16 protein-coding genes are annotated in these 14,441 nt (G+C 57.5%); 7 read left to right on the forward strand and 9 right to left on the reverse strand.

What is annotated here, in order from left to right; genetic code table 11:
- Positions 1 to 126 precede the first annotated feature (126 nt).
- Entirely contained in the window at positions 127 to 1,518 is a 1,392-nt protein-coding gene (locus tag L6439_RS21350) for an ABC transporter substrate-binding protein (protein ID WP_168181198.1), read from the forward strand.
- Here the strand turns inward: L6439_RS21350 and L6439_RS21355 are convergent.
- Positions 1,490 to 1,948, reverse strand: coding sequence for a hypothetical protein (locus tag L6439_RS21355; protein ID WP_168181199.1), 459 nt, complete (start codon positions 1,946 to 1,948; stop codon positions 1,490 to 1,492). The genes L6439_RS21350 and L6439_RS21355 overlap by 29 nt on opposite strands.
- Here L6439_RS21355 and mnmL point away from each other — a divergent pair.
- From mnmL to L6439_RS21380, 5 genes are all read left to right on the forward strand, one after another.
- Positions 1,948 to 2,910 (forward strand): tRNA modification radical SAM protein MnmL/YtqA, encoded by a 963-nt coding sequence (mnmL, locus tag L6439_RS21360; RefSeq protein WP_168181200.1) that lies wholly within the window; start codon positions 1,948 to 1,950, stop codon positions 2,908 to 2,910. The genes L6439_RS21355 and mnmL overlap by 1 nt on opposite strands.
- Position 2,911: 1 nt before the next feature.
- Positions 2,912 to 3,517, forward strand: coding sequence for a tRNA 5-(aminomethyl)-2-thiouridylate-methyltransferase MnmM (gene mnmM, locus L6439_RS21365; protein ID WP_213469225.1), 606 nt, complete (start codon positions 2,912 to 2,914; stop codon positions 3,515 to 3,517).
- A gap of 30 nt (positions 3,518 to 3,547) precedes the next feature.
- Positions 3,548 to 3,976 carry a VOC family protein gene (locus L6439_RS21370; RefSeq protein WP_237096578.1) on the forward strand — a complete coding sequence of 143 codons (429 nt, stop codon included), beginning with the start codon at positions 3,548 to 3,550 and terminating at the stop codon, positions 3,974 to 3,976.
- Between the two features lie 23 nt (positions 3,977 to 3,999).
- Positions 4,000 to 4,968: a type I phosphomannose isomerase catalytic subunit gene (locus L6439_RS21375; protein ID WP_213469226.1), complete on the forward strand. Its 969-nt coding sequence runs from the start codon at positions 4,000 to 4,002 to the stop codon at positions 4,966 to 4,968.
- A gap of 458 nt (positions 4,969 to 5,426) precedes the next feature.
- Positions 5,427 to 6,665 (forward strand): aminopeptidase, encoded by a 1,239-nt coding sequence (locus L6439_RS21380; protein WP_168181204.1) that lies wholly within the window; start codon positions 5,427 to 5,429, stop codon positions 6,663 to 6,665.
- A 107-nt stretch (positions 6,666 to 6,772) separates the two neighbouring features.
- Here L6439_RS21380 and L6439_RS21385 read toward each other — a convergent pair whose 3' ends face one another.
- From L6439_RS21385 to L6439_RS21420, 7 genes are all read right to left on the reverse strand, one after another.
- Positions 6,773 to 7,240 (reverse strand): hypothetical protein, encoded by a 468-nt coding sequence (locus L6439_RS21385; RefSeq protein ID WP_168181205.1) that lies wholly within the window; start codon positions 7,238 to 7,240, stop codon positions 6,773 to 6,775.
- Between the two features lie 66 nt (positions 7,241 to 7,306).
- On the reverse strand, positions 7,307 to 8,236 hold the full coding sequence (locus L6439_RS21390; RefSeq protein ID WP_237096579.1) for a DUF2167 domain-containing protein: 930 nt from the start codon (positions 8,234 to 8,236) through the stop codon (positions 7,307 to 7,309).
- Positions 8,237 to 8,676: 440 nt separating this feature from the next.
- Complete coding sequence (locus tag L6439_RS21395; RefSeq protein ID WP_213469227.1) at positions 8,677 to 9,255, reverse strand: hypothetical protein; 579 nt, start codon at positions 9,253 to 9,255, stop codon at positions 8,677 to 8,679.
- Positions 9,256 to 9,296: 41 nt separating this feature from the next.
- Complete coding sequence (locus L6439_RS21400) at positions 9,297 to 9,920, reverse strand: M23 family metallopeptidase (protein ID WP_213469228.1); 624 nt, start codon at positions 9,918 to 9,920, stop codon at positions 9,297 to 9,299.
- 217 nt (positions 9,921 to 10,137) lie between these two features.
- The gene (locus L6439_RS29530) at positions 10,138 to 11,325 is read right to left on the reverse strand and encodes a GNAT family N-acetyltransferase (RefSeq protein WP_306434352.1); all 1,188 of its coding nucleotides are present in this window, start codon (positions 11,323 to 11,325) and stop codon (positions 10,138 to 10,140) included.
- 3 nt (positions 11,326 to 11,328) lie between these two features.
- A complete protein-coding gene (locus tag L6439_RS21415; protein WP_213469229.1) occupies positions 11,329 to 11,526 on the reverse strand; it encodes a DUF4177 domain-containing protein in 198 nt (65 codons plus the stop codon).
- A gap of 43 nt (positions 11,527 to 11,569) precedes the next feature.
- Positions 11,570 to 12,133, reverse strand: coding sequence for an AAA family ATPase (locus L6439_RS21420; protein ID WP_213469230.1), 564 nt, complete (start codon positions 12,131 to 12,133; stop codon positions 11,570 to 11,572).
- Positions 12,134 to 12,275: 142 nt separating this feature from the next.
- Here L6439_RS21420 and L6439_RS21425 point away from each other — a divergent pair, with 142 nt between their 5' ends.
- Entirely contained in the window at positions 12,276 to 12,962 is a 687-nt protein-coding gene (locus L6439_RS21425; RefSeq protein ID WP_213469284.1) for a L,D-transpeptidase family protein, read from the forward strand.
- Positions 12,963 to 12,977: 15 nt separating this feature from the next.
- Here the strand turns inward: L6439_RS21425 and L6439_RS21430 are convergent, their stop codons facing one another.
- Positions 12,978 to 14,258 (reverse strand): Gfo/Idh/MocA family protein, encoded by a 1,281-nt coding sequence (locus tag L6439_RS21430; RefSeq protein ID WP_213469231.1) that lies wholly within the window; start codon positions 14,256 to 14,258, stop codon positions 12,978 to 12,980.
- Positions 14,259 to 14,441: the final 183 nt, after the last annotated feature.

Raw genomic sequence — 14,441 nt, forward strand, 5'->3', positions numbered from 1 at the left:
CCTGGACATCTGCAAAGCATCGGTTCCGTCAAACGTTAACACTAAATTAACAGCGCCCTTCCTATAATGAAGGTAGCGGTCACGACCCGCCACACTTATCCTCCACTGTAAAAGGAGCCATCGTGAATGAATAAGCGAAAGCGCTTCCAACCGATGCTGCCCGTCCTTCTCATCCTCCTGCTTGCCGCCGCGGGCTGCAGCTCTTCCGGTTCCGGCAGCCCTCCTCCGGCGGCCGGAACCGCTCCCGCCGCTGCCGAATCTCCGGCCACCGATGAGCCGGAGACCTCCCACCCTGCCGAAGAGACGGGCGGGGAACCGGTTACGATCAAAATTTTGTACCCCTGGGGAGAAGGCGCCTTCGAGGAACGGTACCGCGGCATTGAATCGCTGCTGCCGAATGTGAAGCTGGAGCTCGTCGATTCCCGGGCGGAATTGGAGCCGCTGCAGGAGCTGAACGCGCAGCAGATCGTGCCGGACATCATCTTCGCCAACTGGGGGCTGGCCCCGCTCTACGAGCTCGACATGATCGAACCGCTGGACGCTCTGATCGCCAAGCATCGATTCGACCTCCGTACGCTGGATGATTCGCTCGTCGCGTCGATTCGCGCCATGGACAAGGAGGGCCAGGGCCGCATGATGGGCATTCCGATCCAATACAGCCCTTACGGCATCTGGTACAACAAAGAAGTCTTCGATAAATTCGGAGTCGAATATCCTGGGGAGCGGATGACCTGGGACGAAGTCATCGAGATGGCGAAGCAGATGACCGCCGAGCGGGACGGGATCCCGTATCGCGGTCTCGAAATGGGGCCGGGCATGGCCTCGGGCGAGGTGACCGTGCCGCTGCAGCAGCTGGCGGTCAATCTGACCGATCCGGATACAGGTGAAGTGCGGATCGACAAGGAACCGGCCGTAGCGAAGTACCTGGATCTTATGAAGCGCATTTACAGCATCCCGGGCATCGTGAGTCCGGATCCGGAAGCCCGCACAGATTATGAATTTCCGAAGAAGAACGTCGCCATGATCGTCACCTGGATCGAATATCTTCGCTGGGGCGTCGGCGATCCGGAGGTCGCCGCCAACATGGAGGCGGCCCCGCTTCCGGTATGGCCGGATGCCCCTGACGCCGCTCCGCCTGCGGGCAGCAACCTGCTCGTCATCAACAAGTACAGCCCGCACAAGGACGAAGCGTTCCGGGTGCTGATGGCGTATTTGTCGCCAGAGCATCAGACGGAGCTGGCCAAGATCGGCGATGCGCCGCCGTTGTTCAACAACCCTGACGTAGTCAGCCGTTTCGGCGAGAGCGTGGAAATCTTCAACGGCAAAAACGTCTCCGCCTTCTATAAGCGCAAGCCCGCCCTGCCGCCGGCCAAGATCAGCCCCTGGGACAAATATGTCGACATCGGAAGCAGCATGCTCAAATTCTCGCAATCGAATATGGACATCGCCGAGTTCCTGCGGGTCTTGAAGGAGGAATCCGAGATGAAGATCAGAGAAGCGAGAAGCAAGAGCGGCTAAGCGGCCCGAAGCCTGTCCTCTCCCCCGAGGCACGAATGGCATAGCAGGAATGGCATAGCACCGCCCAGGCAGAAAGGAGGTTCGGCACTTCCAATCCCCGCGCCTCCGGCGCCAACCGGGCGGGAACGGCGGCGGGCCGGGGCATGGCGGTTCTCTCCGCGATCGGCTCCCTCTCTCCAATGCCGTCCATGCCGGCGAGACGGATAATCGTCACCAGCGTGCGTGCCGTCCCTCCCCTCGCCCGCACGGTCCTTATCTTCGCTTTTCCGGCGATATCTGCTACAATAAAACCACGGCCGCCTGCCGCCCGCGAAGCGCGCTGCGGCAGGCCGGCGGCGGCTTGCGCCCTGGCGCGGCCGCACGCTCCCGGAACCGGAAGCAGCCGCTTCCGTCCTAGGGCGACTTCGATCAAGAAAGGGCTTGTCATCATTGAAATATCCGAAGCTTGAACGTCCGCCTGTCCCCCTCGATTGGGGAGACAAGCGGTTCCATACATGGAACGCCGAGATGCGCCGCCAGTTCGGGGGCAAAGTATTCAAGGTGATGCTGGATGCCGGCTTCACCTGCCCGAACCGGGACGGACGCATCGCTATCGGCGGCTGCACCTTTTGCAGCTCGCGGGGCTCCGGCGATTTCGCGGGCTCCCGCCGCAACGATCTCGTGACTCAATTCAATACGATTCGCGGCCGGCAGCACGCGAAATGGCCGAACGCCCGCTATATCGGCTATTTCCAGGCCTACACGAATACGTATGCGCCGGTCGATACGCTCCGCGACTATTTCGAGGTCATCCTCGAGCAGCCCGGGGTCGTCGGCCTGTCCATCGCGACCCGTCCCGATTGCTTGCCGGATGATGTCGTCGAGTATTTGGCCGAGCTGAACGAACGCACCTATCTGTGGCTGGAGATGGGCCTGCAGACGGTTCACGAATCGACCTCGAACCTTATTAACCGGGCGCATGACACCGCTTGCTACGAGGAGGCGGTCGCGAAGCTGCGCAAGCACAATATCCGCATCTGCACCCATATTATATATGGACTGCCGCAGGAGACGCATGAGATGATGATGGAGACCGCAGCGGCGGTTGCCCGTATGGATGTGCAGGGCATCAAGCTCCATCTGCTTCATCTGATGCGCAAAACGCCGATGGTGAAGCAATATGAAGCGGGCCTGCTCCGCTTCCTCGAGATGGATGAATATGTGAAGCTGATCGTCGACACGCTGGAGATGCTGCCGCCCGAGATGATCGTGCACCGCGTGACGGGCGATGCCCCGCGCGACCTCTTGATCGGGCCGATGTGGAGCCTGCGCAAGTGGGAAGTGCTGAACGCGATCGACGCCGAACTTCGCCGCCGCGGCACGTGGCAGGGCAAGCTGTGGAGGGAGAGTTGACATGGGATTCCTCTCCGTACTCAGCTTCGCGCAGCAGGCCGTGAAGGAGCGCGTGCAGCCGGGCGATCGCGCCGTGGACGCGACGATGGGCACCGGCGTGGACACGCTCTTCCTCGCCCGGCTTGTCGGGCCGCGCGGATCTGTGGCGGCCTTCGATATCCAGGCGGCGGCGCTCGAGCTGACCCGCCGCCGTCTGGAGGACGCCTTCGGCGCGGACGGCGGCGGGCGGGTCGAGCTGCGGCAGCACAGCCATGCAGCGATGACCCGTGCCTTGCCCCCGGCATGGCACGGGACGACGGCAGCCGTCATGTTCAACCTCGGCTATCTGCCGGCGGTTGACGCGGACAAGCGCGTCATGACGGAGCCGTCCACGACGCTGACGGCGCTGGAGGACGCTCTGACGCTGCTCCGTCCGGGCGGGGTGCTGACCGCCGTCGTGTACCCGGGCCATGCGGGGGGCGACCGCGAAGCGGACGCCGTCCGCTCCTGGGCGGAGGGACTGCCCGCCGCCAGAGGCCAGGCGGTCGTCTACCGCATGCTCCAGCGGCCGGAGGCGCCTTACGTCATCGCGGTCGAGAAGGCACGCTCCCGAAGCGCGGAGCGGTAAAATAAGACAGGGCGGTTCCGGACGCAGAGCATGCGCCGAACCCGCGGCAAGGAGATGAACGATACGGCTGTCCGCAAGATCGAACATACCGGCATCATGGTCAAGCAGCTGGAGACCTCAATCCGCTTCTATGAAGAAGTGATCGGCATGAAGCTAAAACATGCGCTGACACATACGAACGGCGTCCTTCGTCTCGCTTTTCTCGGCTTCCCGGGAGCGGACGAATCGGAGATCGAATTGATCGAAGGGTACAGCGACAGGCTCCCTGCCGAAGGGATCGTTCACCATATCGCCTTCACCGTCGACGATATCGAGGCCGAATTCGCCCGCATTGAATCGCTCGGCTCTGTCGGGCTTATCGATCAGGAAATCGTCACCCTGCCGGACGGCAGCCGCTACTTCTTTTTCAAGGGGCCGGACGGCGAGTGGCTTGAATTTTTCCATAAGACCACCAAATAGAGACAACGGGAGTGAGAGACAACATGACAACACCATACCCACTGAAATTTCAACCTGAGTTCAAGGAACGCGTCTGGGGCGGCCGCGCGCTGACGCAATTCGGCCTGGAGCTGCCGGAAGGACATATCGGCGAGGGCTGGATGATCGGAGACCATCCGAACGGAACGACGAAGGTCATCAATGGCGAGCTCGCCGGCCAAGGCCTCGATCACGTGCGCGAGCAATACGGCAAAGAATGGTTCGGCAAGAAAGGCTTCTCCGAGAAAAACGGCCGCTTCCCGCTGCTCATCAAGCTGCTTGACTGCAATGACGATCTGTCGGTGCAGGTGCATCCGACCGACGATTATGAAGGGCTGCCGGAAGGCGAGCTGGGCAAGACCGAGATGTGGTACGTGCTCGATGCCAAGCCAGGGGCCAAAATCATCTATGGCCTGAAGGAAGGAACCGACCGCGAGGCCTTGGCCGCGGCGATCGCGGAAGGCCGCATCATGGAGGCGCTGCAGGAGGTTCCCGTCCAGGCCGGCGATTCTTTCTACATTCCGGCCGGGACGGTGCATGCGCTGTGCGCCGGCGTCGTCGTCGCCGAGGTACAGCAGAACTCCGATACGACGTACCGCCTGTATGACTATAACCGTCCGGGCCTGGACGGCAAGCCGCGCGAGCTCCATATCGACGACTCCTTGAATGTCATCGCGTACGAAGGCGCAGGCGCGACCCGGATGAAGACCGACAACGCGAAGCCGAATGAGTGGCTGACGCTGGCGGAATCGCCTTACTTCCGCGTGGAAAAAGGCATCGTCAAGCAGCCGTGGAGCTTGTCCACGACGCCGGACAGCTTCGTCATCCTCGTCGTATGCGAAGGCACGGGCACGCTGCGCTGGGCCGATCAGGAGCTGCCGCTGGCGGCCGGAGAATGCTTCCTTCTCCCCGCGAACCTCGGCGCCTACGCGCTGGAAGGCGACTGTACGGTATTGCGTTCCGTTGCCCCTTAATTCGATACAATCAGAGCGCTCTTCTCTTGCGAGCGGAGCGGACCATAGATATGTGCTCGAAGCCAAGAAGCCGGGGGATTCCCCGGCTTCTTGGCCTATTCACGGCTTCAGACCAGCAAGCGGGCCGCGCTAACTCCCGTCCCGTATACGCCGACAAGCTGCCGCCATACGCCGGGGCGACGAGCCAGGATACCGCGGAATCAGGCCATCATTGAACGATGCGCGGCGCTTATTGGGGACATGCGGAATCGCGTTTTTTCCATGATCGGTAGACGACTATCTGTCTAAGCACCGCTTCGAGCAGATTCCGTTCCTGTATGGGATGAAGGCGGCGGCGGAGAGGATATTTTCAAATGGCTCAATTCATCGCAAGCTTATCGTCCCGCCGGCTTTTGATTGCATCGCGGAAATGAGTTATATTGAAAACATAGGTCCATTTTATATTGAGGAGGATTCCGATGACTGCAGCAACATTCGAACAGAATTTGAAAAAATATGCCAACCTCATCGTCAAGGTCGGCGTCAACGTGCAGCCGGGACAGGAAGTGTATGTGACGGCCACCACCGAGGTCGCCCCGCTGGCCCGCCTGGTGGCCCGCGAAGCGTATGAAGCCGGCGCATCCAACGTCCATGTCGATTGGATCGACGAGGAACTGTCCCGCTTGAAGTATGAAAAGGCGGCTGACGAAATGTTCACGGAATATCCGGAATACGAAGCATTGAAGCGGAATACGTTCGTCGATAAGCGGGCCGCCTTCATCGCCATCGTCTCGTCCAACCCGGATCTGCTCAAAGGAATCGATCCGAAGCGCATCGGCAACTTCCAGAAGGCGTCCGGCCAGGCGCTGGACCATTACCGCAAGGCGGTGCAAGCGGACAAGGTAAGCTGGACGGTCGTCGGCGCAGCCAGCGCAGACTGGGCTGCCAAGGTGTTTCCGGACGCGGGACGCGAAGAAGCGGTAGAGAAGCTGTGGGACGCGATTTTCGCTTCCGTGCGTCTCTATGCGGACGATCCGGTTCAAGCCTGGGAAGAGCATAACGCCAACTTACATAAGAAAGTCGATATCTTGAACGGGCATCATTTCCACAAGCTGCATTACCGCGCTCCGGGAACCGACCTGACCATTGAGCTTCCGGAGAAGCATGTATGGGTAGGAGCCGGCAGCACGAACGAGAAGGAGATTCCGTTCATGGCGAACATGCCGACGGAGGAAGTGTTCACCGTGCCGAAGAAGGACGGCGTGAACGGATATGTGTCCAGCACGAAGCCGCTCAGCTACGGCGGCAATCTGATCGACAACTTCAAGCTTACCTTCGAGAACGGTCGCATCGTCAATGTCGAGGCCGAGCAGGGCCAGGAGATTTTGCAGCATCTGGTCGACACGGACGAAGGCTCGCATTACTTGGGCGAGGTGGCGCTCGTGCCGCATCATTCTCCGATCTCGGAGTCCAATATTTTGTTCTACAATACGCTGTTCGACGAAAATGCCTCCAACCACCTGGCCATCGGCAGCGGCTATGCCTTCAACATCGAAGGCGGCAAAAAAATGTCCCGCGAAGAGCTGGATGCGAACGGCGTCAACAACAGCATCACGCATGTTGACTTCATGATCGGCTCCGCCGAGATGGACATCGACGGCATCCTGAAGGATGGCACCGTGGTTCCGGTGTTCCGCAACGGCAACTGGGCCATCTAATCGCTCCGTGAAGCGAGGGAATCACGGAACAGCGCCCCTGCGCCGGGCGGCCTGGAGACATTCTCCGGCCGCCCGCACGCAGGGGCGCTGTATTTCCTTGCTTTCTTTTAGATCGTCTGCAAATCGGCGAGAAGGTGCTTCAGCCTCTCTTCCTCGTCCACATGACGGGCAAGCTCCTCCGCCCTCATTTTGTATCCGGCCGCGTCTTCGGCCTTGTTCATCAGACTGGCCGCCCGCGCCAGCGCTTCATAAGCATAGGCGGTGTCGAATGCCCCCAGGCTGTACTTGCGGCAAATATCTATGCAGCGTCTGGCATGATACATGGACGGTTCCGCCATCCCCGCGACGGCATAGACGCGGGAGATCTGCCACTCCCCGCGGGCGAACTGGAGCTCGCGCCCAACGACGCCCCAATGATACCGCGATGCATGCGCCGCATGGATCATCATATCGGTTTCCTCCGGGGTGCGATCCGTCTTCTCCATCCATTCCCATACCTTGTTGAATAATTGCTTTGCGCTTTGCTCATGGCTGTCCAGGTCGGTTTGCGGCGGGTAGTTCATCATGGAGGTCATGGACATTGCTCCTTCTTCTATTCAAGTTTTAAGCGGTCATGATTGTTGGGGACACTCCCGGTTCGGTCAGGTGGCCGGCGGAGGCGGCGTATTGTTGTCCCGCACGGATTCGCTCTGATCGTTTGGCATCTCATTTTGCGCTTCGGCGGACTCTTCCTGTTTCTTTTTCTTGCCGGTGACGAGACGCCACACGCCGACTATAGCCGCCACAATAACGATCCAGAACTTCTTCAGCACGGCCAGAAATCCGAGCTTCTTGGCGACCGCCAATCCGGCTCCGCCCAGCACGAGTCCGGTCAATCCGTATTCCGCTTTTTTGTCCGTTGATTTATCGAAGTCCTCATACCGCTTGCCTTGCGTGACCTGGAAGGTAGACATCACCCGCTGCTCCAGCTCCTTCCGATCAGCCTGCAGATGCTCGGGATCGGAGACGAGGATAATCGATATATAACCGGTCCGCGTCAACACGCGCATATTATAATTAATTATTTTCTCATTCTGCGCATTATGCGCTAGCAAAGACCAGACGAGTCTGTTAGTGTCCGCATCATAGGTCGGCTTCACATCCCAATCATCGACGAACAGATGCATGCTCGGATCCTTCTCCTTATTATCTTCGGCCGTTCCTTCCTTATAACTGTCAAGTAGAGCATCCGCGTCAATGTCGTCTTTCTCGCTGTCTTCGATATAACCGGAATCGGTATATTCGAAGAGCGCAATCCAAGTCGAGTCCTCCTCATCCGGAATGACTGCACCGATTTCTTCCTCGCTCGGAACCGACTTGATCTGTTTTTTCCAAGCCTTCGTATTTTTCCCGTCCAGAAAAATCAAGCCCTCTTCGAGCTTAAAGGAAGCGATTCCGTTATCGAGCTGTACCTGTTGACCCTTGCCTTCGACCCATTGAATGTCTTCCTCTGCCGCTGCGGGCATAGCTCCGCAGAGGAGCAGCACGAGGGCAATCAGGGCCGCCGCTCCTTTATGAATCGATCGTTTCAAATTGTTTACCTCCCAGAACATGGTATTATGTATTTTTCCAAAACATACTATACAGGATTGTACAATCCGTGAATATCCTCTGTTCGCAAATTGTTCCTATTGGCGCAGGTGTTATTACACGTTCTTTCGACGAACAGCGACTATATAACTATGTCTTTAGGTCCATTTGTGAAGAAAGGAGCAATCTCAAGCAGAAAGGATCAGGCAGTCTCAAGCCTCATCTCCGCGGGAAACCCTTCGGGCACCGGCTGGAACAACACCGGATGCATATGCGCGAGGTGCAGTTCCAACTGCCTTGTGACGAATTCGGCATCCTCCATTCATTAAAAAACAGGTATCCTTCCCCGCCTGCTAGATTATGTATATCTAGGTTCCCGAAGCCAACAAACCCAGTGCCGCGGCACTGGGTTGTCGTGTCATGCCCTTGTCTTCATTCCTTGCTACGGTCGGACTGCCTCCACTTGATCGATGAGAAGCTTATCCGCCAGAATCGTTACCGACTCCTCCACCTGTACTTCTACCAGCTCTTCCAGGCTGTCGCTATACTGTCCGGATATCTGAATCTGATAGCGACCGTCCGCCTCCGATTTGCTCGACTTCAAGCCGAAATGAATCGAGGACAGAACGCCGAACGTCTCCTGCTCCTTGAAGGAGTAGGTTCCTTCGGGGCCGGCCTGGAAGTACGAATCGAACAGGCGCTTGGCTTGTTCTTCGCTGTAGTAGCGGCCCAGCGCAGTCAAGAAAGCTTTTTTGTCCTCTTCGTTCAAGGTCAGGCGCTGCGAGTAGCGAAGCAGCCCGTTCGTCCACGACTCCACATCGCGCAGCCATAGAAATAGCGGGATAGCGGGGGTCTGTTCCAGCATTTCCTTCGTCAACGGCGGGGGCGCGGTCTCTTCCATCACCTGCAGCACGGTCTGAACCGTGACCTTCTTGCCCTCCTTCCCCGCGGATGAAGGCGCAGTGCCGCATGCGGTGAGCAGCAAGATGACGGAAACGAGTACGAGTATCGATTTTTTCATCGGTTAACTCCTCTGTCTATAATATATTCTCATAAGTATTGCTATTCTAACGGAATCCCCTTCGATAACCGCTCCTCCCCGGTCATATTCAGAATTTCCTCTACGCTGTAGAAGATCTCATCGAACAAGTCATCCACTTGTTCCGAGTCTGTCTCCCCATAAACAAGCGATTTCGGCACTTTTCCCGCATGTTCGGGAAAGAAATTCGTGATAGGATTAACCGGAGTGGAGGAATTATCTGTTTTGCAGGCGCCCGTACATTTCCTTGTCTCGAAATGAAGATGAACTCCCGTCGCATCTCCCGTCTTCCCCATATACCCGAGCGTGGCCCCTTTTCCAACGTTCTGATTGGCGGATACGGCAGGCGTCTTATGCATATGAGCATAGCGGGATTGATAGTTGGTGCTGTTGATGACATGATGAACATAGACGACCCAGCCATAGCTGCTGGACCAGCCTGATCGGGCTACGGTGCCGCCATAGAAGGCGACGATTCGATCGCCGGCGGCGCCGGCCTTCTTCGCCCCAATGTCGATGCCTTTGTGGGTGTTGCTTTTGAAGCCTTGGGTTATTCGCGTGGAGTCGGGTACGGGCCAGGTGTATTTACTGTTCGCGGAAGCAATCGTGGAGAGCGAGGCAATGCATAGAGCTACTATGGATAACATCGTTACCAACCTCTTCATAACTCCAATCATCCCCTTTTTTTAGGTAAATACACTCTAACCATAACATATTTTTTATCATTGTAAATGTATGTAATCATTTACATTTGATGTTCCTGTCCATTCAATTATGCAGCTTCTCCCTATAAAAAAACAGACCGCCGTATAGACAGTCCGTGTAAGGACAGCAAGCTTCATGCCGCCGCTGGATAAGCCGATGCTATTCAATAAGGCGCTGTAAATGATCAAGCACAAACGTAAAATAACCCGGTTCATGGGGAACGATATCGCCCATGGTCAGCTGGATCTGTGCGCCGCGCTCACCATCTCCCCGGATGAACTCCTCAGCGGGAATGACGTCCGCCTCGCCGAGGCAGAGCTTGCGGAACGCTTCCGCTTCGACCCGGACGATGGAGTCGACCTCGTCTTCCTGCAGGCGGAACTCGGAGATTGCTCCATGATAGCGATGGAAAAAAACATGGCAAAACTCATTGTCGATGAGACCCGGCTGCAGGATGGAGTCGGCGATGATGCCGGCATAGACCAGCTTGCCCGGCTCCGGCTCGATGCCCAGTTCCTCGCGCAGCTCCCGGACGCCGTCCTGCGGCGTCTCGCCTGCTTCCAGATGGCCTGCCGACGAAATATCCGCCATGCCGGGAAAATCCTTTTTATGTACATGTCTGCGCTGCAACAGGAGATAGGCCGTATCCTTCTCCTGCGTCCATATCCAGCAATGGAACGTCTGATGCCACAGCCCTTCGGCATGGACCTCGTCTCTGGTCCTTATGCCTGCGGGCTCCATCGCGTCCGTGAACGTGTCGATATACTCTATGCCTCCCGGCTCGCCCGATTGCACAGCGGGCAGGACTACATCCGCCGCATCATAAGCGATCAGCCAGCAATCGCGCATCTCGCCCTCATGGTATTCATGCTTCGGCAGCAGGTCCAGCTTGCGGAAGCCGCATTTCTCATACACATGGAGCGCGCGCTCATTCCACGTCTGCGGATCCATCAAGATCCGGACCGCTTGATGCTGCGCGATCAAGTAATTGACCATCGCCGTTATCAGCTTCGTGCCGATGCCCTTGCCCCAATAGGCGGTCTCTCCGATAAATTGATCCATGCCGAACACACCGTTCATCGGTTCCTTGATGCCGTATTCGGCTTGATTCTCCTTCGACAGCGGATAGAACTGGAGATAACCGATTGCTAGTCCTTCGTACAGAATGATGCACCGCGTTATCTCTTCCTGATCCTCATAGAAATGCTTCCTTACCATGTCCATGTCATGCGGACGATCCCGGCCTTCGTAATAGCGAAGCACCTCCGGATCGGACAGCCAACGGACGAGGAGGGGGGCATCGGCAGCCAGAAGCGTTCGAACCGCAAGCTTACCGTTCTTCAACACGGGTCATCTCGCCTTCCTCCGCTTGCAGACCGCGATCACGTCCCGGGACTGGCCCTGCACATTCGTATCGAAGCAGGACACCAGCTCCCATCCGTCCAGTCCGAGCCGGTTCAGTTCCTCCTCGAACTCCTGCTCGTCAACCTTTCCTCCCAGAAAACCTCCCGTTTTGATCTTGAGCGTCTTATATTCCCACTGTTCCATCATGTATCCCCCTTGCGCTTCCCCATTTGCATGCTACTCTATTCTACGCCCGGACGATCGCTTCTGTCCATGCCCGGCGCTCGATCTCCCGGACCGTCTCTTCCGGCGTAAGATCAGACGTATCAAGCCACATGCCGAGCCGAGGCGAATCGTGGCGCAAAATGCGATCGAGAGCGTCCACGGTCCAAATCCCGTAGCCTTGCTTGGAGCGGGACGACTCCCTGGCCGCCACGGCTTCCGCCCGCGGGCAGAGGACGATTACATATAACGGGCGCGTTTTGACGAAGTCAATGAATGTGCTTAATTCCGGGCCGACGATGACATCCTGCACGACGGTGTGGAATCCCGCCTCTACGTAGGCATCGGCAGCCGCAGCCGCCAAGCGGTAGCGAAGATGAAGCTGGCGGATCGCCTCGTCCGACGGCTCGGGCAGCATCTCTTCCCGGCCGCTGACGATCATGCGGCGGAAGACGTCGCCGCGGACATGAACGCCTCGCTCGAACCGTTCGGCAAGCAGCTGTGCGACCGTGGATTTGCCTGATGCCATAATGCCTGTAATCAGGAACAGGCTTGGCTGCGCCGGTACGGCAACCGGAATCGTATTCATAGAAGACCTCCTGCCTATAGAATGGTTGACCCTTGAATGAAACTACAGCATCTGGACACACTACCTCCAACTACTTGGATCAGTTGATGCGGCGGAGGCAGAAATGAAGCATTTTACACCAAGCTATCGATACCGTGCCCTTATGCTTGCCATGGCGGTCGTCCTGCTGAGTCTGACTCGGGGAATATCTTCTCTCTCTGCATATGCGGATGCCTCCTTGCCGGAGGATCCGCTTCCGATGGTCGCCGACCAGGGCTTGTATTCGATAGACATTTATCCGGAACGTCATAAGCTGATCGTACGGGCACAGGGTGAAAAATTCAAGACCTATACCGTTGCCGTCGGCAATCCGGCCACTCCTACTCCCGTCGGGGAGTACAAAATTATATATAAAGGAAAGGATTGGGGGCCCTCCTTCGGTCCCCGCTGGCTCGGCTTAAATGTCCCATGGGGAAATTACGGCATTCACGGGACGAACAAGCCATATTCCATCGGACAGCATCTGAGCCACGGCTGCGTCCGGATGCGCAACCGGGATGTCATCGAGCTGTTCGAGCTCGTTCCAATCGGCACGAAGGTGACGATTCACGGGCATGTGTTGGGCGGGCTGAACCATGATCCAAGAGTCGTAGCCGAAGGCGACGTGGGCGGAGATGTGCAGCTGGTGCAATCACGGTTAAAAAGCGCGGGCTACTTCAAGGGCGTATGCAACGGGAAGTTCCGCGCGGATACCACCTATGCGGTCAAGCGGTTCCAGCGAGAACGGAAATTGCCCGAGGACGGTGTCGTAACGCTTAGAGTCTATAAGGAACTCGGACTGTTCGAGTAAGGCCCGTGCAGGCCGCTATACTCCCGCGGAAGCCAGCGTTTTGGCCGAGGATAACCGATAACGCATGATCATCTCCTGAATCTCGATCGGCATGCCCTGGCTCAACCGGGACTCCTCCGCCGCGAACGCCATCATATGACTCTGCAGGGAGCCGCGCAGCGCTTCGATCGCATGGGGGTTGTCCGGTTCGGCGGCAAGCCGGCAGAACTCCCGCATCATCTGTGTGCAGCCTTCGCCGCCCTCATCATGAACCTGAACTTCCCGCGCCGTCCCGCTGACAAAATCGTAGACGGTAAACGCCTGATCGGTCATATTGCCCCGAATCTCCCCGCGCGTGCCCGAAATATGGACGGTGCGCGTGCTGTCATGCGTGAAGGCCGACAGCGTGAACGAAGCCGTCGCTCCGTTGACGAACTCCATGTTAATGACTTGATGGTCCACAACATCGTTATCGCATTGATAGACGCAGCGGCCAAAAGGCGTGCTCCGGATCGTCTCCCGAATGCTCTCGTCCGATCCGTCCCGCGTAAAGTGCAGCGCGCGGCGGCGTCCTTCTCCCAAATAAAACCTCAAATCCGAGTAGCAGCAATTGTCCACGTGAATGCAGCCGTCCGTGCAATATTCGGCCGCGCCCTCCGGCATGTTCTCCTTTTTGAAATGAAAGAGGGAACCGAATGACGTCAGTCTTCTGCAATCCTGGTTCATCAGCCACAGGATGATATCCAGATCATGGCATGACTTCGCGAGCACAAGCGGACTCGATTCTGCCGTACTGCGCCATGGCCCCCGCACATAGCTGTGCGCCATATGGCCGAAGCCGATATTTTCGCGCAGCTGGATATTCACGACCTTCCCGATCCCGCCCCCCTCGATGACTTGACGGATTCCCGACCAGAACGGCGTATACCGCAGGACATAGCATATGGTCAGCACCCGCTGGTTGCGGCGGGCGGCGGCTTCAATCTCTATGCATTCGGTCGGAGAAGGCGACATCGGCTTCTCCAGCAGCACATGGTAACCTTGCTCCAGAGCTGCCATGGCGGCTTCGTAGTGCATCCGATCCTGCATGCAAATCAATACCGCATCGGCAAAGCGCGGACGTGCGAACACTTCCCGCCAATCTCCATACGTTTGCCCGGCATCGATCTGATGCAAGCGCGCAAACGCCTCTCGTTTCTCCACATCCGGCTCCGCGACGGCGACGAATTCCAGTTCTTCCGGGTACTGCAGCGCATGCTTGGCATATACTTCGGCGCCCCGGATTCCTGCCCCGAGCAAGATTGCCTTGATACTCATTGCGTCAACACCTCTTTGCAGGCTATCTGCGTTGTCAATTGGTATGGAACTTCGGTTGAAGTATCTCTACCATAACAAATGATCCGGATCGGTACTATAATTATCTTCCGAAATATTTGCACAAACAGCCTGCCGCGGAACTTCGCTGCGCAAGCGCATGCATGGCTCCTCCAACTGCCCGGT

It is taken from the genome of Paenibacillus dendritiformis, assembly GCF_021654795.1.
Lineage (GTDB): Bacteria > Bacillota > Bacilli > Paenibacillales > Paenibacillaceae > Paenibacillus_B.